Consider the following 21241-nt stretch of genomic DNA (forward strand, 5'->3'; position numbering starts at 1 on the left):
GATGATGATTAACGGACAACTTCCAGTTCTGCGTTGGTTTCACCCACTGCACGCCAATCAGGGACATACATGGATTCAACCTGTGGTGCAGGCACTTGATAAACTCCTGGTGCAACCGCACGAGCCAAATATAGCAATGTCACTGATTTATAAGGCGGAACAGCAACAGCGGCAACAAAGCGATCATCACGGTATTCAATGTGACGTATATCTGCCTGTTGCATTTCCGCAATAAAATCTTGCAAACCCGTCGCACTTTCACTCAGGCTGGCACTGCTAGCTGCCAGATTCTGGTTCTCAATTTCCAATCCGGCTGGCAGTAAATCGACTACCAGTGCATCTGGCACTGAATGGGTCGCTCTGACCTCCAACTTCACAACGACCATCTCACCGCTTTTCATGCGCTCGATGTAGGCTAAGTTCCCTTCCAAATCAAGGTAAGTGCGCTTAATTTTCAGAACGTTTGAGTAAGGATCAGGTGTATTCAGTGGATAACCCACCACATTCAAGCGTGAATACAGGGTACTGTTACCACGATTACTGATATCTACACCTTTCGAAAGCTGATTTGCCGTTAATGTCTCGGTCAATGCACGGTCATGGTTAAGTGGTGGCATTTGCTCATTAATCGCAGCTTTCCACGATTGTTCGGCCGCACTGATAAAGTAACGTCCTGCCAAATAAAGCGAATTGCTTTCTTGTGTTGAGAAATAACTGCGAGTTGTCAGTTCATTGGATAAATCAAACAATTTGTCGTCACGATCTTTCTGCAACATGTTGTGCTCTGTCAGCAGGGAAACTATCAATGCGTTATCACGGATAGTACTGCCATAGTCACCCAATCCATAGCCAGGTTCGCGTGATTTATTCACCCCCAAATGAACGGCTTCGTTGCCACGGGTATTATCCCCCATCATTTTCAGTGCAATGCCCAACTGAACCAGAGACAAGCCACTTTCAGCCTGCGCCCGGCGTTCGTAGAGTTGTCTCAATCCACTCAACGGTGCTTTTTGCTGATTGGCCAAGGCCAACCCTGCATAAGCTTGCACAGAAAATTGTGTTGCAGAACGTGAACCACTGTAGCGATCGCTAATGATGGTTTTATCCTGCAAGTAACGCAATAAACGGTTATTGGCTGCTTTCAGGGCATCAACGGAAACGCTGTAACCTTGCTGAGTCGCACGGAACAGGAAATCTGTCGCATAAGCAGTCAACCAAAACTCTTCATCGCCATTGCGGTTCCACAGTGAAAAGCCACCATCATGACGCTGCATACTCAACAGATGTGTAATCCCTGCATCAATTGCCGTTCGACGTTTTTCATCGTTTTGCGTATTGATGCCCAGTTTTTTCAATTCAGCTTCATTGGAATAGAGTGATGGATAAAGCCCGCTCACCGTTTGCTCCAGACAACCATAGGGATAAGCATACAATTCACGGATATAACGTGCGATTTGCAATGGCGGCCTACTGGTCAGCAATAACTGACCTTCCAGTGTTTCTGGTGCCAATCCGGAAATGGCTGTCGGCGGTAACTGCCAATTTTGCCCTTGGTGGATCACATCAGCAAATTGAATGGTTTTAGCTGGATGTGCAGGACGAACGCCAATTTTCCAGCTATTTTTGTACTGTTTCAGATTTTCGTCAGGCAAGTTAAAACCATTAACAGTCAGGAATACTTCGCCCTGTCCAAATCCGTAATCCGCTTTGACAGGAATTTGAATCGTTGTCCGTTTTCCTTTTTCCAGTGTAAGTTTTTTGCTTTCCGCACCTTGTAATTTAATCAACCCCTCCGCCGCAAAATTCAGCGTCAGCACTTGCGGTTGTTCAGTCAAATTGGTGAGATCCAGCGACAGTTGGGATTGATCACCTCCCGCCATAAAGCGAGGTAATGACATTTGCGTAATGATTGGCGCTGCAACAATGATTTTGCGCTCGCTGTGACCAAATTCATCACCACTCCATGCCTGCGCCATCAGCCTGAGTTCTCCGTTGAAATCCGGAATCGGCAGGGTAATCTCACCTTCGCCATTGGCGTTCAAGGTAATCGGCTTAGCTTGTTCTGCGATGATTTTGACTTCCGTCAGTGGTTTTTTACCACCCCGCTCAAGTGAGTTATCATTACCATCTCCCCCAAAGCGCAGATTCGCCTGACGCCCTTCAGCTTCGATCAGATGACCATAAACATCATATTGGTCAATGCTGTAACGTTTACGACCAAAGAAAGCGTCATAAGGATCAGGAGTTTTAAAGTTAGTAATACTCAATACCCCTGTATCCACTGCTGAAAGCAGGACATAAACTTGTTTAGGAAGCTCTTGTCCCTGTTGAGGGGTGGCCTTGATTTTGACTGTCAGATCCTGATTCGGACGCATCTTATCAGGTGCATTTAAGGCCAAGTTCAGCTTACGCCCTTCATCCATCAGTGGCAGATGTAATACACCAATCGCCCGTTTAGGCGTTGCCTGACGAGATTTATCTCCCGGACGCACGACAACGGCAGTGAGGTATAAATCATGGCGAGCCCATGCCTGATTTATTGGAACTTCGATATCCAGACTTTTTTCTGGTACGTCAATTTCCTGCCACCACAATGGACCATCACTGGATTCCACCAGCAAATAACCTTTACCTTCTTGCGGTGCAACCATGTGCAATTTCACTTTCTCTCCCGGTTTATAGGCAGGTTTATCCAGTGATAATTTAACCTGATCTGGACGCACTGCACCCGTGCCTCCAGTATTGTCCTGCCATGAATAACCGGCCCAAAAATTCAGGCTAGTGACGAGCTGATTTTGTGGATTCACGACTTCAATGCGGTAAGAACCCCAATCAACGGGGAAACTGACTTTGGCTGTACCGTTTTCCGCAATCTGGACACGTTCATCGGCCATTACCAAATCTTTCTGGTCATAACCTGAATCCCAACCAGTACTGTCTGACCAACGCCAATAATAATCACGACGCTCATATATCAAACGCGCTCTTAATTCTGATGTCGCATGTTTCTTGCCGCGAGCATCCGCATAAACTATTTCAAAGTCTGCCAGTGAATTTTCATCTACGTTATAGCGGTTTTCATCACGACCAATGCGGTAATTATAAATCGTTTTCTGATTGAAAAGTGGGCGTACGCCAACTAGCTGTTCAGCTGGCCAGACTGCCTGCTCAGTTCGGCGTGTCACCGGACGTCCACCAGATTCAAGCAGACTGGCCTGTACGATAACTTTCACGGGTGATGTGACGGATTTCCAATTATCATCACTGACAGAGAGATTCGCTTTCCCTTCGCTATCCAGGGTAATGTCAAACTCATCTAATGTTCGTCTCAAGTCAGTTTCTTTTGCAGACCCAAATTCGTATCCCGGTAATTTCTCCACAGCATTACGGGCAGGACGTAGGAACAATTGCCCTTGTAAACGGTTATCCGCAGCAGGTGCACCATACAGGTAACGGCCCGTTATGGAGAATTCAACTTCTTCGCCTTTCAATATGGGCTGATTATTGACGTTTCCTTTGATTTCCAATGCCATACGTTCAGGCATGAAATCTTCGACATTAAATTTGTAATAACGTGAGGTGTTATCACCTAAATCAAATCGCAGTGACCACATCCCCGTTTCAGCCTCGCGGGGAATCGGATAACGATATTGGTACAGCTCGTTTTCAGCTTGCCAGACAAAACTACGAACAACCTGATTATCCGCTTTCAATACATCCACTTTAACCGGTTGGGGTTTCAGCGGCCGGCCATCAGCATCACGCAATAAGCCATTAACGATTAACGTTTCTCCCGGTCGATAAAGATCCCTTGGGCCAAATACAAAAAACTGTTTGCTATATCCTTGCGGGCCTCCGATATCAAATTCAGAGAGATCCAGCGCTGGGGAGTGTAAGTCGATCATGCTGGTGTGCCCATCCTGAATGGCCAGCAATAATCTCGCTTTGTCATTTTTTTCAAGCGATGCATGTCCATCTTTATCTGTCGTAGCTTTTGACAGGAGTTGCCCTTTTGCATCCAGCAGGCGAATCCCAACACCTTTCAGACTAGAGCCTTGTTCCAGCGACTGAGTAAATACATCGATCCTGTTCAGGTAACTGTGCATGGAGACGCCAATATCGCTCAATGTGAACAGGGTTATAGGATTACTGTAGGTATATTTTCCCGCTTGCTGCATGACTGCCAGATAAACGCCGTCTCTTTGTAGTTCTTTGATGTTACTTAGTGGCAGCAATAATTTTTCACGGGTATTGGCGGTAGGGCTAAGATCAAAACGGCCAGTGTAGACTAATTCTGTTTCTTGCAGTAATTCTTTGGATTCCCAATAATTTATGTTACTGCTGTATTGCCAGTTGGCGATGAATGAGGGTAACGCTTCATCTTTGATCCGGAAAAAATTGACATCTACACGATCAACATTGAGCGCCAGAACAGGTAGCCCTTCCGCCGCCTTGCTGGGCAGCAATAATCCTTTGCTGGCAAAACCAACCGTTGGAGTAATAGGCACTGTATTGAATTTTTTCTCATAGGCGGTTGCCAGCCGACGCTCGTTTATGCCCTGTACACCTTCGTCAACCGTCAATTTTAATTCACGGGCAGGCGGTAAATGACGTAACCTGAGTTCCATCTGGTTATTGGAAAGCTCCCATGCACCATCCAATTTTCCCGATTTAACATCAACGAGATGCACTTTTTGTGAAAAATCTTGGTTGGGGTCTAAAGGAACGGAGAATGTCACCACCATTGCGCTAGCGCCATCCAGTTGCAGTTCGGAAGCATCCAAGATAGTGACGTCTTTACCCGCATAGCGTTGTACCAGAGTTCGGGTTTCCTTTAGTTTTTCACTGTTTTTTATTTCACCAGTTTGATTTCCACTGGTTTGTTCATCAGTAGAAGTCGTGCCCACTGCCGGTTGCGGGAGTTTATTTTGAGACAGTGATGTATGTAATTTATCTTTCTCAGGACTTTCGGATTGATCGCATCCAGATAATGCGAATAGCGCAAATAGTGTGGCAAGCATCACCGCAAGATATCGCATTCCCCTTGCCATCCTTTGCCAACATTGACGTTGAGACATAGCCATAACCCTTATTGTTTGCCGGATAATCCGGAATATTATTTTTTATGGATATTCATATGATTTAGGAAACAAAATATAACGAAAGGAAAGAAAACGATTTTTGCCCTTCCTCTGCCATATCGCCATGCAAATCCATTACTGGTACTTATAGTACTTGTTATTTTGCATAACCAAAGCGCAGAAAAAATAACGAAATTTTTGCCCAGAATAAAATTACCTCTGCACTTTTGCCCTATGTTCTTTCAAATTTTCGATACCTTTCGCAATATTAGTTTAGTCATTACAATCAGATTACAATTGACCATTACTGATTGATAACAGGAATAGTCTCCCGCAGCCAACTACCTAATTTCCGCTGATAGAAAGGTTGAGTATGCTGAATCAGATAATGGCTGATGCCTCTTTCTTTTTCATCAAGCAGGCAAAAATCAACCGATTCATCTTCGTCAAGATATTTGCAAGCCAGTTCACCTGCTTGTTGAATAAACAAGTTAATCTCATTATCTGCTGGCTCCCCACTGAACTCCAGTCCAATGAGTAAATTAGGTTTTTCATCCACATTTTTATCATGGGCTATGACCAGAAAAGCTCGCCTAATAGGTTTATGTTGCTTGAATAAATCAATCAAAGCCTCAATAAGCCGGGCTGGTTGTTCCTCTGGCAGACTAAGAGTAATTTGGCTTCCGCCGGGAACATCTATTTCGGTAGCGACAGATCCATTTGACAAACTCATGAAAATCTCCGAACAGTGCTTGAACTGAAGTTAAAACCGCTGAAAAGTTCAATCATAGCCCCTCATCAGAGAGGCTATCAAGAAAGATGATTTGAAGGCTTTATTATTTATTTCGTCTTTTATTTCGTTTTAGCCAGCAATAAGTTGGCAATAGTACGCACACCATATCCCGTCGCACCCGCTGCCCACAGTTCAACAGATGATTTACGGTAAGTTGCTGAACAGTCGATATGTACCCAGCCTTTTTTGTAGTTTTCTACAAAGTGAGATAGGAATGCTGCCGCAGTACTTGCTCCTGCTGAATGCGAAGGTGATGCTATGTTGTTCAGATCAGCAAAATTGGATGGCAGTTGGCTACGATGGAATTCAGCCAGCGGTAAGCGCCAGAATAATTCATTCTCAGTATCAGCCGCAGCCAGTAAATCAGATGCCAGTTGATCATCAAAGCTGAATACTGAGTGGTAATCGTTTCCTACCGCCATTTTCGCTGCGCCAGTTAAGGTTGCAGCATCAATAATCAGTGGCGCTTTTTCTGCACTAGCATCAATCAAGCCATCAGCCAGTACCAAACGCCCTTCCGCATCAGTGTTCATCACTTCAACAGTTTTGCCATTGCGATAGCGAATGATGTCACCCAATTTGAAAGCATTTCCACTCACCATATTGTCTGCGATGCTCAGGAACAGTTTTACGCGATGTTTCAAGCCGCGGCTGATCGCCAAAGCCAGTGCTCCCGTTAATGTCGCAGCCCCCCCCATATCCGCTTTCATGGAATCCATGGAATTAGAAGGTTTGATGCTGTATCCACCGGAATCGAAGGTAATACCTTTACCGACCAGGCAGGCAAAGACGGGAGCTTTTGTATCTTTTGTCGGGTTGAAATCCAATGCCAGAAAAATAGGATCACGAGAAGAACCACGACCAACAGTATGTACCCCTGCATAACCCTGTTCACGCAGATCATTCCCTTTGATGATTCGATAACTAACGGCATCACCCGCGACACCACTCAGTAAATCAATGGCTCGCTGGGCAAGCTGTTCTGGCCCTAAATCTTCTGCTGGAAGGTTGATGGTATCACGTACCCAATCAATGAATTTTATCCTTCTTTCCAGCTCTTGTTTTTCCGTCGCAGGTAGTTGTGGCCATTCAATAGTGCGCAGCCCCTTAGGTGAACGGAAGCCCAACCAGAATGCCCAACTTTTATCCAGATCCCAGCCATCACCCACTAAGGCAACATTGCGAATTCCTTGTCCGTCAATTTTACGCCCAGCACGTTGGATTGCGCCCAACTTTCCATTACCTTCCAAGTGGACGGAGAACCCCTGCTCACTTGAACTAATGAGTGCTTTTTCACCCCAGCAAACGTTAGCTGGTTCATAAGACAGTGTTATGGGCATGATTTGTTTTGTCATTTTTTCTCACTTCTTATCTTATTTGTTCACTGTGTCACATCGCTCACTGTTTCACAGTAAGGGTTTATTAATGCAAAAAAACTGGCAATCGCCAGTTTTCCATTAAATGCAGACTATGCCAAGCTATTGAGCAAGAATCGGTAAGTTTGCGCTATTTTTTGTCTTGAACAAATTTCACGCTACTCATATTCATCCAACCATACTAGCAAAATAGCTTCCAATATTTTTTCGTTGGATTTCTGTGGATCATCATCAAAACCATCCAGTTCACAAACCCATCCATGCATGTCGGTGAAACGCACTGTTTTTGGGTCTAGATCTGGAAATTTATCATACAGTGCTTCGCCAATATCACGACTGTCAGACCACTTCATTTTATTTTCCGTTCTCCTGTCAGTGCTCACGTGCATGGTTAATGGTGTATTTAGGAATTTCAACGACTAAATCCTCATCGGTAACTTTGGCCTGACAGCTCAACCGACTTTCAGGTTCCAATCCCCACGCCTTGTCCAGCATATCATCTTCCAGTTCAGCGCTTTCTTCCAGTGAGTCAAAACCTTCCCTGACGATACAGTGACAAGTGGTACACGCACAGGACTTTTCACAAGCATGTTCAATTTCAATGCCATGACGTAGAGCAACATCCAGAATTGATTCGCCTTCCTGAGCATCCAATACTGCACCTTCAGGGCAAAGTTCTTTATGAGGTAAAAATACAATTTTAGGCATAATTAAATCTCATCCACAGAATGACCCGCCAAAGCCCGGCGGATTGATGTGTCCATACGGCGCGCGGCAAATTCCTGCGTTTGCTTGTCCAATTGTTTAATTGCACTTTCAATCGCATCAGAGGAAGTTCCCTGAGCACTTTCAATTAATATTTGGGCGGCAGCATCAATAGCAGCCTGTTCTTCCTGACTCAGTAAGTCGGCATCTTTTTCCAGCGCACCTGTTAAACTTTCCAAAACTCGAGCCGCTTCTACTTTTTGTTCAGCCAATTTACGTGCCTGAATGTCTTCCTGCGCATTAGTCATGGAATCTTTGAGCATGCGAGCAATTTCTTCATCCGATAAACCATAGGAAGGTTTCACCTGAATGGAAGCTTCAATACCCGTGGATTTTTCCAGCGCGCTGACGCTCAACAAACCATCCGCATCGACCTGAAAAGTCACGCGGATGTGTGCGCCACCAGCCGGTAATGGAGGAATACCGCGCAGTGTGAAACGCGCCAGTGAACGGCAATCACTGACCAGTTCCCTTTCGCCTTGCACCACATGGATACTCATCGCGCTTTGACCGTCTTTGAAAGTAGTAAATTCTTGCGCTCTTGCAACAGGAATGGTGGTATTACGTGGAATGACTTTTTCAACCAGCCCCCCCATCGTTTCCAAACCGAGTGACAGTGGGATAACATCCAGTAACAGCATTTCGCTATCAGGTTTGTTGCCCACCAGAATATCTGCCTGAATCGCAGCGCCAACCGCCACCACTTTGTCTGGGTCAATAGAGGTCAATGTCTCGCGGTCAAAGAATTCCCCTACCATGCTGCGTACCAGTGGCACACGCGTTGAACCGCCAACCATGACTACCTGCAAAACTTCGTCAGCCGTCACGCCCGCGTCTTTCAGTGCCCGACGGCAGGAGAGTAATGTGCGTTTGACCAAGGAGGCGATTAATTCGTTGAATTCAGTGCGAGTAATGCTGCCTTGCCAGTCAGCAATGCAGATTTCCGCGCTATCGGCTTCACTCAAAACTATTTTGGCTTGAGTTGCAATATCCAGCAACTGACGTTGCAATCCGTGGCCCTTATCGCTAATTCCAGCCTGTTCACGGATCCAATTCACCAACAGCAAGTCAAAATCATCACCACCCAATGCGGTATCGCCTCCCGTCGCCAATACTTCAAACACGCCCCGGCTAAGACGGAGAATGGAGACGTCGAATGTTCCACCACCAAGATCGTAAACGGCTATCACACCTTCCTGACCGGAATCAAGACCATAAGCAATGGCAGCGGCTGTCGGCTCATTCAAAAGGCGAAGAACATGCAGACCCGCTAAACGCGCGGCATCTTTGGTTCCCTGACGTTGAGCATCATCAAAATAGGCTGGAACCGTGATTACTACCCCATCGAGTTTGCCATCCAAAGTTTCTTCTGCTCGTTGTGATAACGATTTCAATATTTCAGAAGAAACCTGAATAGGATCCACCAATCCTGCTACGGTATTGATCAACGGCAGGCCGTTTTCACTCGCTTGAAGTTGGTATGGCAGGTTGGGATAACGCTGTTGTATGTCAGCCAAAGAGCGTCCCATCATACGCTTGACGGAACTCACAGTATTAACAGGATCAGATACAGCCTGCTGACGTGCCTGCCAACCAACTTGAATGTCTTCTTTACGATATTGTACAACGGAAGGAAGCAAGTGACGGTTTTCACTGTCTGCCAATGTTTCCGCCTGACCACTTCGGACAGTCGCAACCAGAGAGTGGGTTGTACCAAGATCAATCCCCACAGCCAGGCGACGCTGATGCGGTACGGCAGATAAACCCGGTTCGCTGATTTGTAATAAAGCCATGTGTGCCCCTTTAAATCTATTCAGCCGAAATTTATTCAGCCAAAAACTATTCTATCAATGCCATTTAGCTTAAAAATCATCCAGCAACCGCTCTTCCAGCTGTTCAACCTGCTGTTGTAATTTATCCAGAAAGCGTAATTTACGAACCGTATCAGCTGCAATTGGCCAATCGGCAACATTCAGCTGTTGTTCCATCTGCTCACTGCGAGTTTTAATCATTTTATTGAGGCGAGATGAAAAACCAACCAGGGCTGTTTCCGGATCGGAACTATGCTCAATAGCATCAAGCTCTTCACGCAATTCCAACTGCTCCATCAGGAAAGACGTATCCTGCATCGTGTGCTGTTCGTTGGATAGGTCGAATCCTTGCTGGGATAGCATATATTCTGCACGTTTCAGGGGATCTTTCAGCTTATGATAACCATCATTGATGGTAGCGGCTTGTTGAAGTGCCAGTGTTTTTTCACGTTCTGGCTGATTGGCAAAACGATCAGGATGAAACTGACGCTGCAATTCTTGATAACGGGTCGCCAACAGCTCACGGTCAATCGCATAACGCGCAGGCAGCCCGAATAAAGTAAAATAGTCCATAAGTTACTCTTAGTTTCGCAAAGTGCGGAGTCAAAAAATGGGGTTAAACGTGAAAACTTTCCCCACAACCGCATTCGCTGGAAACATTGGGGTTGTTGAATTTAAAGCCTTCGTTCAGACCATCTTTAACAAAATCCAACTCAGTACCATCAAGGTAAAGGATGCTTTTACCGTCAATGATAACTTTCACGCCCTTGTCTTCAAAAACCTGATCTTCTTCATTAAGTGCATCAGCAAATTCAAGCACATATGCCATACCAGAGCAGCCGGATGTTCTCACTCCCAAACGCAACCCGACACCTTTTCCTCGATTGTCAAGAAAGGCCAAAATACGCTGGGCTGCACTTTCTGTCAGGGAAATTGACATACAACACCTCACTTTTAAAACTAGTAAAGGTGGATATTGGTTCAATATCCACCAGAATTATTTTCTTTTTGCAAAACGTTCTTTTTACAAAAATCGTTACTTGGCTTGGCGCTTGCTCTTGTAATCAGCAATAGCAGCTTTGATTGCATCTTCTGCCAAAATAGAACAGTGGATTTTCACTGGTGGCAATTCCAACTCGTCAGCAATCTGAGTGTTTTTGATCGCCTCAGCCTGTTCCAGAGATTTTCCTTTCATCCACTCTGTCACCAGTGAACTGGATGCAATCGCAGAGCCGCAGCCATAGGTTTTGAACCGTGCATCTTCAATGATGCCTTCATCGTTGACCTTAATTTGCAGCCGCATGACGTCACCACAAGCGGGTGCCCCTACCATGCCACTACCAATTGAAGGATCTTCACTGTCGAATGAACCAACATTACGTGGGTTTTCGTAGTGATCAATTACTTTGTCGCTGTAAGCCATATCGTTACTCCTGAAACCGTCTGATTAATGATGAGACCATTCGATGGCGCTAATATCCACACCCTGCTTGAACATTTCCCATAATGGAGAAAGATCGCGCAAGTGGCCAATCGCGTTGTGAATCAACTTGATTGCATAGTCTATTTCTTCTTCTGTGGAAAAACGCCCCATAGAGAAACGAATAGAACTGTGTGCCAGTTCATCATTCATGCCCAGTGCTCGCAGGACATAAGAAGGCTCTAAACTCGCTGAAGTACATGCCGAGCCAGAAGAAACCGCCAGATCTTTCAGTGACATCATCAATGACTCACCTTCAACATAGTTGAAGCTGACATTCAGAATGTGTGGTGCACCCAGTTCCAAATCACCGTTCAGATAAACTTCTTCAATATCTTTGATACCGTTCCACAAACGCAGGCGCAAACCACGCAGGCGTTCTGCCTCTGATTCCAGCTCTTCTTTCGCAATACGGTAGGCTTCACCCATACCAACGATCTGGTGAACAGGCAATGTACCTGAACGCATGCCGCGCTCATGACCACCACCGTGCTGCTGTGCTTCAATGCGCACGCGAGGTTTGCGGCGAACATACAGCGCACCAATCCCCATCGGGCCATATACTTTATGGGCAGAACAAGACATCAGGTCAACTTTCAGTTTACTCAGGTCAATAGGCAAGCGACCAACGCTTTGAGTTGCATCAACATGGAAAATAATGCCACGGCTGCGGCACATTTCACCGATGGTCATGATGTCCTGAACAATACCGATTTCGTTATTGACGTGCATGATGGAAACCAGAATGGTGTCTTCACGCATGGTGGCTTCCAGCACTTTCAGATCAATCATGCCGTTGCTCATTGGCGCAAGGTAAGTGATTTCAAAACCTTCGCGCTCCAGCTGACGACAAGTATCCAAAACCGCTTTATGTTCGGTTTTGCTGGTAATAATGTGCTTGCCTTTTTTCTGATAAAATTTTGCAGCACCTTTAATTGCGAGGTTATCTGATTCTGTTGCACCTGAGGTAAACACGATTTCACGCGGGTCTGCTCCGACCAAATCAGCAATTTGATTACGCGCAATATCAACCGCCTCTTCAGCCTGCCAGCCAAAACGGTGTGAACGGGAAGCTGGGTTACCAAAAACCCCGTCCATAGTCAGATAGTTCATCATCTTTTCAGCAACACGTGGATCGGCCGGTGTTGTTGCTGAATAGTCCAAATAAATGGGTAATTTCATTGCTCACATGCTCCGTAAGACACTTTCAATACTTTTGTTTGCCACAGATTACGCACGAAGGTTAACGTTAATCGTCTCTTGAGGTCTGCCGTTAGGTGTACGGCGTTTATCGCTGTCTTGACGATCAGCAACGTTTAACACTTCTTGGTTGTTTACTAATTCTTCTAAGCTGATGCTGCTCAGGAAACTCGTGATACGATCGCTGAGGTCACGCCACAATGCATGAGTCAAACAACGATCACCGCCTTGACAGCCTTCTCTGCCCTGACAGCGAGTTGCATCAACAGATTCATCAACAGCAGAAATCACTTCGGCAACGAAAATTTTACCGGCATCTCTGCCCATTAAATAACCGCCACCTGGACCACGGACGCTAGAAACTAAACCATTTTTACGCAGGCGGGAAAACAACTGCTCAAGATAGGAAAGGGAAATTCCCTGACGTTCAGAAATGTCGGCTAATGGCACCGGCCCTTCTTGTGAATGCAACGCCACATCTAGCATGGCTGTTACCGCATAACGTCCTTTTGATGTCAGTCTCATAACAAAAACTCCATGGTGAAATATGGATGAAATTGTGGCATTCCTGAGTATTTTAGTCAACTATTTAACCTAGTAATTTACTCAACTATTATTTGACTGCCTTTCACTTTTTTCACTTGCCCATCTTCAGTTTTCTGGCTGTTTCCTGCTGAATTTCCCTACTGCATTACGGTTATTTTCTAGTCCATTTTTCCATAGAAGTCAGTATGCCACGCAGAATATTCAGCTCCTGCGTTTCTGGTCGTGCACGGGTATAAAGGCGTCTTAGCTTGTTCATTATCTGACCTGGATGCGCTTTGCGGATGAAGCCAGAGTCGTTCAATACTTGTTCAAGATGCTGATAAAAACGCTCCATATCCTCGACAGGCGGATACTCTATCTCATGATCTGGAGAAGCTACATTTTCTGGCTGTTCCTGAGCTGCAAGGTGCGCCATGCGAATTTCATAGCTAACCAATTGAACTGCCATAGCCAAATTCAACGAACCGTATTCCGGGTTGGTTGGAATATAAAGGTGGTAATTACACTTCTGTAGTTCTTCGTTAGTCAAGCCCACACGTTCACGACCAAAGACAATGGCAACCGGAGAGTGGCTGGCAATTTCGACACAACGTTCACCACATTCACGTGGTTCAACCATTGGCCAAGAAAGGGTTCGGGAACGGGCACTGGTTCCGATAACCAATTCACACCCTGCCAATGCCTCGTCCAACGTATTTACAATCCTTGCATTGCCAATAACGTCGCTTGCACCGGCTGAAAGTGCGATTGAGTGAGAATCAGGTTGAACGAGCGGATTCACCAGATACAAATTGGTCAATCCCATTGTTTTCATAGCTCTGGCGGTTGAACCCATATTACCCGTGTGGGAGGTTTCTACCAGAATAACGCGGATATTCTCTAGCATGACGGCTTTTAAGTTCGGTATAAGAGCCGAATATCTTAACACAGCATTAGTCATTTTGACGAACTACTGCTATACTGCGCGCCGATTTGTTTCTCGTTCTTTAAAATCCTGGTGGAAGATACCCCATGCATCCGATGCTAACTATCGCTATACGCGCTGCGCGTAAAGCCGGCAACTACATTGCCAAGAGCTACGAAACCCCTGATGCCATCGAAGCAAGCCAAAAAGGCAGTAACGATTTCGTCACCAATGTTGATCGTGAAGCTGAACAGCTGATCATTGACATTATCCGCAAGTCTTATCCTAAACACACGATTATCACTGAAGAAAGCGGTGAGCACTTAGGTGAAGAAGACGATTTCCAATGGGTGATCGATCCACTGGATGGCACCACCAACTTTATTAAACGTCTCCCCCATTTTGCTGTTTCCATTGCCGTGCGTATTAAAGGCCGCACTGAAGCGGCTGTGGTTTATGATCCAATGCGCAATGAGCTATTCAGTTCGACTCGCGGCCAAGGCGCTCAATTGAATGGCTATCGTCTGCGCGGTACCAATGCCCGTGATCTGGATGGCACTATCCTTGCCACTGGTTTCCCATTCAAGGCCAAACAGCATTCCATCCCTTACATGAATGTACTGGGTAAATTATTTGGGCGCTGTGCGGACTTCCGTCGCACGGGTTCTGCGGCACTGGATCTGGCATATGTCGCGGCTGGACGCGTAGATGGTTACTTCGAGATTGGCCTGAAACCATGGGATTTCATGGGCGGTGAATTATTGGTACGTGAATCAGGTTGTATCGTGACCGATTTCGTCGGCGGCCATAACTATATCAATACCGGCAATATCGTTGCTGGTAGCCCACGTATCGTTAAAGACATTCTGTCTGAAATGCGTGAAGAATTGACTGAAGCACTAAAACGCTAATACGTTGATTATTGAATAAATATAATATGAGCAATGTTGTTTTCAGGGCACCCAATAATAGGTGCCCTTTTTATCGCCTTCGCTTTTAATCAATGCGCATGAGCTTCTACTTTGGGCCGCAGAAACAGTGCAGGTAATGCAACTAACGCCATAACCCAAAATATGCCACTGCCCATATGCTCATACATGAAACCGGCAATGATACTCATGACCGCAATACCCCCCCCCATCGCTAAAGCAGAGTAAGTCGCTTGCAATCGGATGATTTCATTTTCCTTTCTAGCGCCAATAAAGCGCATTGCTGCCAGATGACAAACGGTAAAAGTGCCACAATGCAGGATTTGAATAATAATCAGCGCAGGTAATTCGGTAGATGTTCCCATTAATCCCCAGCGAATCACACCACAAATACCGGATAGCAATAACAGATTACGCGCGCTCCAACGACGGAATAACTGTTTGCTGAAGGTAAAGATGACAACTTCTGCCACGACTCCCAATGACCAGAGATAACCAATAGTTGATGATGAATAGCCCGCATTCTCCCAATAAATGGAACCGAAGCTGTAGTAACCCGCATGTGCCGCCTGCAATAAAGTCACGCACACTAAAAATTGCCAGACCGATTTTTCAGACAGAAGTTCTTTGAAGGATACCGCATTGGTATTCGCGGCTTTGATCTTGCCTGCTGGCATAATGGAGGGTTTCAGCATCATTCCCAGCAACATGGCCGTGATACTGAAAACCAAAAAGGCAAGAATAATACGGTGTGTTCCAAACAAGTCACTACCAATCCAGCCATTCAGGCTGTCAAATGACATATTCCACCCAAAATCGAGGCTACTGGTTGAGAAATTTATCCCATTGGCAGACATTAATATGCCAGTCAGCGAAGAACTAATAATAAATGCAATCGAGCCCCAAACTCTTACTTTGCCATAATCAAAAGTAAATTGTTTTTGCCATGTTCCTGCCAAAGCATCCGATAAAGGGACTAATGGTGAAAAAAACAAGTTAAAACCTATCATGACAAAGAAAAGCCATACCCAATGGCTACCAAATATAAAGCCAACGGCGAAAAGCAATGTCAATAATGAGAGTAATCGCAATGCCTTAATTAATTTCGAGGGATCTTTTACTGTAGGAGAAATAATTAAGCTACCGATAAAGCGGGCAATCAAGCCAACGCCGAGCAATATTCCTATCATTGAAGCTTCAATACCTTCACCTTTTAACCAAATAGCCCAAAAAGGTAAAAATATGCCAAAAGAGAAAAAATAGGTGAAATAACTTAACCCTAGCCAAAATGTCGACAGAACAACCATCCAAATGCCCCCATTTTTCAAATGCAAAAAACCCGCTCAAAACTGACGTTATGAGTCGGGCTTATTATTAAACTACATTTTATTATAAATTATGCGTAAACCGGATATTTTGCGCAGATATTCAATACTTTTTGCTTAACAATTTCAATGGTCACTTCATCATTGATATTTTCTAGCACATCACACATCCAGCCAGCCAATTCACGCGTTTCTGCTTCCTTAAAACCACGGCGGGTAATAGCGGGTGTCCCGATACGAATACCTGAAGTAACAAACGGACTGCGTGGATCATTAGGTACGCTGTTTTTGTTAACAGTGATATTCGCGCGCCCTAATGCTGCATCAGCATCTTTACCAGTAATATCTTTATCCACCAGATCCAGCAGGAACAAATGGTTTTCAGTCTCCCCAGAAACAACTTTATAACCACGTTGCAGGAATACTTCTACCATCGCTTTAGCATTTTTGGCGACTTGCTGTTGATAAACCTTAAATTCAGGCGCCATAGCTTCTTTCAGAGCGACAGCTTTACCTGCAATCACATGCATCAGCGGACCACCCTGAGAGCCAGGGAAAACAGAAGAATTTAGTTTCTTGTAAAATTCCTCATCGCCACCTTTCGCCAAAATCAGGCCACCACGTGGGCCAGCCAGTGTTTTATGCGTTGTGGTTGTAACAACGTGCGCATGAGGAACTGGGTTCGGATAAACACCCGCAGCAATCAAACCGGCTACGTGAGCCATGTCAACGAACAGGTAAGCACCAATTTCATCAGCAATTTCACGCATCTTCGCCCAATCAACAACACCGGAATAGGCAGAGAAGCCACCGATGATCATTTTTGGCTGATGTTTTTGCGCCTGAGTACGGATATCGTCGTAATCGATTTTACCGCTTTCATCGATGCCATAAGGAACGATGTTATAAAGTTTACCGGAGAAGTTAACAGGAGAACCGTGAGTCAGATGACCACCGTGCGCCAGATTCATCCCTAAAACTGTATCGCCAGGTTTCAGCAATGTCATATACACCGCAGCATTTGCCTGAGAACCAGAGTGTGGCTGGACGTTAGCATAGTCTGCTCCAAACAACTCTTTTGCACGGTCAATCGCAAGTTGTTCAACCACATCGACATACTCACAGCCACCGTAGTAACGTTTACCCGGATAACCTTCCGCATACTTGTTAGTGAGCTGAGATCCTTGAGCCTGCATGACTCTCGGGCTGGTGTAGTTTTCAGAAGCAATCAATTCAATATGTTCTTCTTGACGACAAACTTCCTGTTCCATCGCTTGCCACAGTTCGGGATCGTAATTCGCAATATTCATTTCACGCTTTAACATTTGGTTCTCCTGACTCAGCTACATCACTAAAAAATACCCCTGAGGGCCAGAATGTCACACAGTGTAAACTCTTTTTATCGAATGAGATAGTCTTGACAAGAGAATTTACGCAAACGTTTGCATTGCGCATAGGCAACGCATTGAGAGCGAAATTGCTGACTATAGAATCAACGATTTCATATTTATCAATAATATTTGTGATCTTGGCCAAGATTTGTGGTGATACAAATTCCGAATTTTTGACTTAAATCAAGATGATCCTCTTTTTTCAATTTATTGCATTCCCAAAGAACATAAGTTGCATTTATAATACAACTTATAGATTTCAGCATCATTTAAGAAAAATTCAGGAGATCCCCATGTTAGATAGCCAGGTTATCGCAACCATAAAATCCACCATTCCATTAATTGTTTCTACAGGCCCCAAGCTAACTGCGCACTTTTACGAACGTATGTTCAATCATAACCCTGAATTAAAAGATATTTTTAATATGAGTCATCAGATCAACGGTGATCAACGTGAAGCTCTTTTTAATGCCCTGTGCGCTTATGCTTCTAATATCGATAATCTGTCTGCTCTATTACCAGCCGTAGAAAAAATCGCCCATAAACACACGAGCCTGAATATTCAACCTGAACATTATCAAATTGTAGGTACACACCTGCTGGCTACAATTGATGAACTGTTTCATCCAGGTGATGAAGTTCTCAATGCTTGGGGAAAAGCCTACAACGTGTTGGCCAATGTGTTTATCAATCGAGAAGAAGAAATTTATCAAGGTGGTGAATCTCAGGAAGGCGGTTGGCGTGGGCTACGTCAATTCCATGTCAGCCGGAAACAGCCGCAAAGTGACGTCATTACTAGCTTTGAGTTTGTGCCCGTTGATGGCGGTAAGGTCATGGATTATAAACCGGGGCAATATTTGGGGGTCTATTTAGAAGATCCAGCATTTGAAAACCGCGAAATCCGCCAATATTCGCTGACCGCAGCACCAAACGGCACCAGTTATCAGATTGCCATTAAACGTGAATCTCAGGGTAAGGTTTCAAACCACATGCACGATAAAATACAGGAAGGAGATATCGTAATGTTGGCCGCTCCACGTGGTGATTTTTTCCTTGATGCCCAGCATGATACCCCCATTACACTGATTTCTGCTGGCGTGGGTTTGACTCCGGTGATGAGTATGCTGCAATACCTGTATAATCAGCACCATAAGAGTGCGATCAATTGGTTCCACGCAGCAGAACATAGCGGTTACCATGCTTTCGCAGGCAAGGTAAATGAAATGTCCAAATCCATGCCTAATTTGTATTCACAGGTCTGGTATCGCGAACCAAGAAAAATGGATCAAAAAGGCATACATTACCAACATACCGGACTGATGGATCTATCTCTTGTAGAAGACTCGATAACGGTAGAAGGAATGCAATTCTATTTCTGTGGGCCAGTGGCTTTCATGCAACATATCGCCAAACAGCTTCTGGCGATGGGTATTAATGAACAGCAAATCCATTATGAATGTTTTGGCCCAAATAAAGTGATCTAACACAGCTACATGTACCAATTAAGTGATAACGGTTACAAAGTCGGAAATTCCCGCATTCCATCTCCCATTCGAGTGTGGACTGACTGCCAATGTTTCCGTTATCACCTTTCAAATGCTTTGGTTAAATAGCCTCTTCGTCCTGCTCACCCGTACGAATACGCACAACGCGGGCAACATCAAAGACAAAAATTTTACCATCTCCGATTTTGCCAGTTTGAGCAATCTGCATGATCGTTTCGACGCAGGTATCAACAATATCATCCGGTACGACAATTTCTATTTTGACCTTTGGCAGAAAATCCACCATATATTCTGCACCGCGATACAGTTCAGTGTGCCCTTTCTGGCGACCAAATCCTTTTACTTCTGTCACAGTCATACCAGTGATACCCACTTCAGCTAGAGCTTCACGCACATCATCCAGCTTGAAAGGTTTGATAATTGCATCAATCTTTTTCATGAAGTTTTCCTGTTATTACCAGTTATTACGCCCGAAACCAGAAGTAATCGGGTAGCGTCTGTCTTTACCAAAATCACGCTGTGTAATACGTGGGCCGATAGGTGCCTGGCGGCGTTTGTATTCATTGATATCAACCAACCGAATCACCTTGCGAACAATGGCTTCGTCAAAACCTTCAGCAACCAAGTCAGTCACTGATTTATCTTTTTCAACATATCCCTCAAGAATAGCATCCAGCATGTCATACGGAGGCAGGCTATCCTGATCCAGTTGATCTGGTGCCAATTCGGCAGAGGGTGGACGATCAATCACACGTTGAGGAATAGCCGGAGATACTGTATTACGGTATTTAGACAATGCGAATACCATAGTTTTAGGTACATCTTTCAAAGCATTAAAGCCCCCCGCCATATCACCATACAGGGTCGAATACCCTACCGCCGATTCACTCTTGTTACTGGTCGTCAACACCAAGCGGCGGCGCTTGTTTGACATCGCCATCAAAATAACCGCGCGGCAACGGGCCTGCAAATTCTCTTCTGTTGTATCTTTTTCCGTCCCCGCGAACATCGGTTCAAGCTGCGCTATAAACGCATCAAACATCGGCTCGATCGATACCACGTCAAACTCAACACCCAGTAATTCTGCCTGTTCTCTGGCATCGTGGATGCTCATTTCTGAGGTATAACGGAATGGCATCATGACTGCCTGCACGTGATCTTTACCCAAAGCATCCACAGCAATCGCTAATGTCAAACCAGAGTCAATCCCACCGGATAAACCCAGCAAAGCACCTTTAAAACCATTTTTCTGCACATAGTCACGAACAGAAAGCACCAATGCCTTGTAGATTTGTGCAAGCGGTGGCAATTGAGGAATGGGATTCGCCATCAGTTCAATGTTTATGTCATTGAAGCGGCACTGCTCAACCTGCTCTTCAAAAGCAGACATGCGATGGGTAATTTGACCATTTGCATCAAAGACTTTTGAACAACCATCAAAGATGAGCTGATCTTGCCCGCCAACCTGATTGAGATAGAGAATTGGCAGTTGGGTACGCTGACAATGGGATTTTATTAATGTACTGCGAATATTGGGTTTTTCACGATTATAAGGAGAAGCGTTAATCGACAGGATAATCTCCGCACCAGCTTGTTTAAGCGCGTCAATCGGTGCATCAAACCACAAGTCTTCACAAATCAATAAACCGAGGTTATAACCCTTGAATGGTATAACGCAGCTTTGATCACCAGCCTTGAAATAACGCTCTTCATCAAAGACGCCATAATTGGGCAGTAATTGTTTGAAATAACGAGCAACAATCTCCCCTTTCCAAAACAGGGAAAGGGCGTTGTAGAGCGTCCCGCCCTGTTGCCACGGATGCCCTACCAGAATGCCAACTTGAGAACTTGCCTCTTGCAAACGGACTAACTGTTCACGGCAACGCTGGTGTAAATCAGGACGGAATAGTAAATCTTCAGGAAAATAGCCCGACAGCGCCAGCTCAGAAAACATCACCAGATCAGCACCTTTTGCTTGCTGTTCCTGTACTGTCTGCAACATACGCTCGCTGTTGCCTTCGATGTCTCCCACCAGCCAATTTAACTGGGCAAGACCGATATTAAGAGTACGACTCATAGAATGCGGCTCTCCTAGGCCATAATTCATTTATCTGTCTTACTTAGCCTCAGCAAGA

18 protein-coding genes are annotated in these 21241 nt (G+C 45.1%); 2 read left to right on the forward strand and 16 right to left on the reverse strand.

Going from position 1 to position 21241, the window contains the following annotated elements:
* Positions 1–8: 8 nt before the first annotated feature.
* The 12 genes from H8A87_RS01715 to trmJ form a co-directional block, all read right to left on the reverse strand.
* A complete protein-coding gene (locus H8A87_RS01715; protein WP_198688289.1) occupies positions 9–5078 on the reverse strand; it encodes an alpha-2-macroglobulin family protein in 5070 nt (1689 codons plus the stop codon).
* Positions 5079–5385: 307 nt separating this feature from the next.
* Positions 5386–5814 carry an enhanced serine sensitivity protein SseB C-terminal domain-containing protein gene (locus H8A87_RS01720; protein ID WP_198688290.1) on the reverse strand — a complete coding sequence of 143 codons (429 nt, stop codon included), beginning with the start codon at positions 5812–5814 and terminating at the stop codon, positions 5386–5388.
* A gap of 119 nt (positions 5815–5933) precedes the next feature.
* A complete protein-coding gene (gene pepB, locus H8A87_RS01725; RefSeq protein ID WP_198688291.1) occupies positions 5934–7229 on the reverse strand; it encodes an aminopeptidase PepB in 1296 nt (431 codons plus the stop codon).
* A 179-nt stretch (positions 7230–7408) separates the two neighbouring features.
* Positions 7409–7603 carry a Fe-S cluster assembly protein IscX gene (gene iscX / locus H8A87_RS01730; RefSeq protein WP_198688292.1) on the reverse strand — a complete coding sequence of 65 codons (195 nt, stop codon included), beginning with the start codon at positions 7601–7603 and terminating at the stop codon, positions 7409–7411.
* A gap of 19 nt (positions 7604–7622) precedes the next feature.
* Entirely contained in the window at positions 7623–7958 is a 336-nt protein-coding gene (gene fdx, locus H8A87_RS01735) for an ISC system 2Fe-2S type ferredoxin (protein ID WP_198688293.1), read from the reverse strand.
* Between the two features lie 2 nt (positions 7959–7960).
* Positions 7961–9808, reverse strand: coding sequence for a Fe-S protein assembly chaperone HscA (gene hscA, locus H8A87_RS01740; RefSeq protein ID WP_198688294.1), 1848 nt, complete (start codon positions 9806–9808; stop codon positions 7961–7963).
* Between the two features lie 69 nt (positions 9809–9877).
* Positions 9878–10399 carry a co-chaperone HscB gene (hscB, locus tag H8A87_RS01745; protein ID WP_198688295.1) on the reverse strand — a complete coding sequence of 174 codons (522 nt, stop codon included), beginning with the start codon at positions 10397–10399 and terminating at the stop codon, positions 9878–9880.
* Positions 10400–10442: 43 nt separating this feature from the next.
* Positions 10443–10766: an iron-sulfur cluster assembly protein IscA gene (gene iscA, locus H8A87_RS01750; protein ID WP_198688296.1), complete on the reverse strand. Its 324-nt coding sequence runs from the start codon at positions 10764–10766 to the stop codon at positions 10443–10445.
* A gap of 96 nt (positions 10767–10862) precedes the next feature.
* Positions 10863–11249, reverse strand: a complete 387-nt coding sequence (gene iscU / locus H8A87_RS01755) for a Fe-S cluster assembly scaffold IscU (RefSeq protein WP_198688297.1) — start codon at positions 11247–11249, stop codon at positions 10863–10865.
* Positions 11250–11273: 24 nt separating this feature from the next.
* Positions 11274–12488, reverse strand: coding sequence for an IscS subfamily cysteine desulfurase (locus tag H8A87_RS01760; protein WP_198688298.1), 1215 nt, complete (start codon positions 12486–12488; stop codon positions 11274–11276).
* Between the two features lie 48 nt (positions 12489–12536).
* Complete coding sequence (gene iscR / locus H8A87_RS01765) at positions 12537–13031, reverse strand: Fe-S cluster assembly transcriptional regulator IscR (protein ID WP_198688299.1); 495 nt, start codon at positions 13029–13031, stop codon at positions 12537–12539.
* Between the two features lie 172 nt (positions 13032–13203).
* A complete protein-coding gene (gene trmJ / locus H8A87_RS01770) occupies positions 13204–13938 on the reverse strand; it encodes a tRNA (cytosine(32)/uridine(32)-2'-O)-methyltransferase TrmJ (RefSeq protein ID WP_198688300.1) in 735 nt (244 codons plus the stop codon).
* Positions 13939–14063: 125 nt separating this feature from the next.
* On the opposite strand from trmJ, the gene suhB reads away from it, so the two are divergent.
* Positions 14064–14867: an inositol-1-monophosphatase gene (gene suhB / locus H8A87_RS01775; protein WP_198688301.1), complete on the forward strand. Its 804-nt coding sequence runs from the start codon at positions 14064–14066 to the stop codon at positions 14865–14867.
* An 89-nt stretch (positions 14868–14956) separates the two neighbouring features.
* Here the strand turns inward: suhB and H8A87_RS01780 are convergent, their stop codons facing one another.
* Both H8A87_RS01780 and glyA read right to left on the reverse strand, forming a co-directional pair.
* Positions 14957–16192 carry a 3-phenylpropionate MFS transporter gene (locus H8A87_RS01780; protein ID WP_198688302.1) on the reverse strand — a complete coding sequence of 412 codons (1236 nt, stop codon included), beginning with the start codon at positions 16190–16192 and terminating at the stop codon, positions 14957–14959.
* Positions 16193–16281: 89 nt separating this feature from the next.
* Positions 16282–17535: a serine hydroxymethyltransferase gene (glyA, locus tag H8A87_RS01785; RefSeq protein ID WP_198688303.1), complete on the reverse strand. Its 1254-nt coding sequence runs from the start codon at positions 17533–17535 to the stop codon at positions 16282–16284.
* Positions 17536–17789: 254 nt separating this feature from the next.
* Here glyA and hmpA point away from each other — a divergent pair, with 254 nt between their 5' ends.
* The gene (hmpA, locus tag H8A87_RS01790) at positions 17790–19085 is read left to right on the forward strand and encodes an NO-inducible flavohemoprotein (protein WP_198688304.1); all 1296 of its coding nucleotides are present in this window, start codon (positions 17790–17792) and stop codon (positions 19083–19085) included.
* 121 nt (positions 19086–19206) lie between these two features.
* On the opposite strand, the gene glnB is transcribed toward hmpA, so the two are convergent.
* Together glnB and H8A87_RS01800 are read right to left on the reverse strand one after the other, a co-directional pair.
* Positions 19207–19545, reverse strand: a complete 339-nt coding sequence (gene glnB, locus H8A87_RS01795; protein WP_045958055.1) for a nitrogen regulatory protein P-II — start codon at positions 19543–19545, stop codon at positions 19207–19209.
* 15 nt (positions 19546–19560) lie between these two features.
* Complete coding sequence (locus H8A87_RS01800) at positions 19561–21183, reverse strand: NAD+ synthase (protein ID WP_198688305.1); 1623 nt, start codon at positions 21181–21183, stop codon at positions 19561–19563.
* Between the last annotated feature and the right edge of the window lie 58 nt (positions 21184–21241).

Origin of the sequence: Xenorhabdus lircayensis, assembly GCF_016306625.1 — a bacterium.
Classification (GTDB): Bacteria; Pseudomonadota; Gammaproteobacteria; order Enterobacterales; family Enterobacteriaceae; genus Xenorhabdus; species Xenorhabdus lircayensis.

Excerpts from the sequence above, each read along its gene's own strand:
- suhB (WP_198688301.1), top strand. The coding sequence starts at position 14,064 with ATGCATCCGATGCTAACTATCGCTATACGCGCTGCGCGTAAAGCCGGC.
- hscA (WP_198688294.1), bottom strand. The coding sequence starts at position 9,808 with ATGGCTTTATTACAAATCAGCGAACCGGGTTTATCTGCCGTACCGCAT.
- H8A87_RS01800 (WP_198688305.1), bottom strand. The coding sequence starts at position 21,183 with ATGAGTCGTACTCTTAATATCGGTCTTGCCCAGTTAAATTGGCTGGTG.
- H8A87_RS01780 (WP_198688302.1), bottom strand. The coding sequence starts at position 16,192 with ATGGTTGTTCTGTCGACATTTTGGCTAGGGTTAAGTTATTTCACCTAT.
- pepB (WP_198688291.1), bottom strand. The coding sequence starts at position 7,229 with ATGACAAAACAAATCATGCCCATAACACTGTCTTATGAACCAGCTAAC.
- H8A87_RS01760 (WP_198688298.1), bottom strand. The coding sequence starts at position 12,488 with ATGAAATTACCCATTTATTTGGACTATTCAGCAACAACACCGGCCGAT.
- H8A87_RS01720 (WP_198688290.1), bottom strand. The coding sequence starts at position 5,814 with ATGAGTTTGTCAAATGGATCTGTCGCTACCGAAATAGATGTTCCCGGC.
- iscA (WP_198688296.1), bottom strand. The coding sequence starts at position 10,766 with ATGTCAATTTCCCTGACAGAAAGTGCAGCCCAGCGTATTTTGGCCTTT.
- hscB (WP_198688295.1), bottom strand. The coding sequence starts at position 10,399 with ATGGACTATTTTACTTTATTCGGGCTGCCTGCGCGTTATGCGATTGAC.
- H8A87_RS01715 (WP_198688289.1), bottom strand. The coding sequence starts at position 5,078 with ATGTCTCAACGTCAATGTTGGCAAAGGATGGCAAGGGGAATGCGATAT.
- glyA (WP_198688303.1), bottom strand. The coding sequence starts at position 17,535 with ATGTTAAAGCGTGAAATGAATATTGCGAATTACGATCCCGAACTGTGG.
- trmJ (WP_198688300.1), bottom strand. The coding sequence starts at position 13,938 with ATGCTAGAGAATATCCGCGTTATTCTGGTAGAAACCTCCCACACGGGT.
- hmpA (WP_198688304.1), top strand. The coding sequence starts at position 17,790 with ATGATCCTCTTTTTTCAATTTATTGCATTCCCAAAGAACATAAGTTGC.
- glnB (WP_045958055.1), bottom strand. The coding sequence starts at position 19,545 with ATGAAAAAGATTGATGCAATTATCAAACCTTTCAAGCTGGATGATGTG.
- fdx (WP_198688293.1), bottom strand. The coding sequence starts at position 7,958 with ATGCCTAAAATTGTATTTTTACCTCATAAAGAACTTTGCCCTGAAGGT.
- iscR (WP_198688299.1), bottom strand. The coding sequence starts at position 13,031 with ATGAGACTGACATCAAAAGGACGTTATGCGGTAACAGCCATGCTAGAT.
- iscU (WP_198688297.1), bottom strand. The coding sequence starts at position 11,249 with ATGGCTTACAGCGACAAAGTAATTGATCACTACGAAAACCCACGTAAT.
- iscX (WP_198688292.1), bottom strand. The coding sequence starts at position 7,603 with ATGAAGTGGTCTGACAGTCGTGATATTGGCGAAGCACTGTATGATAAA.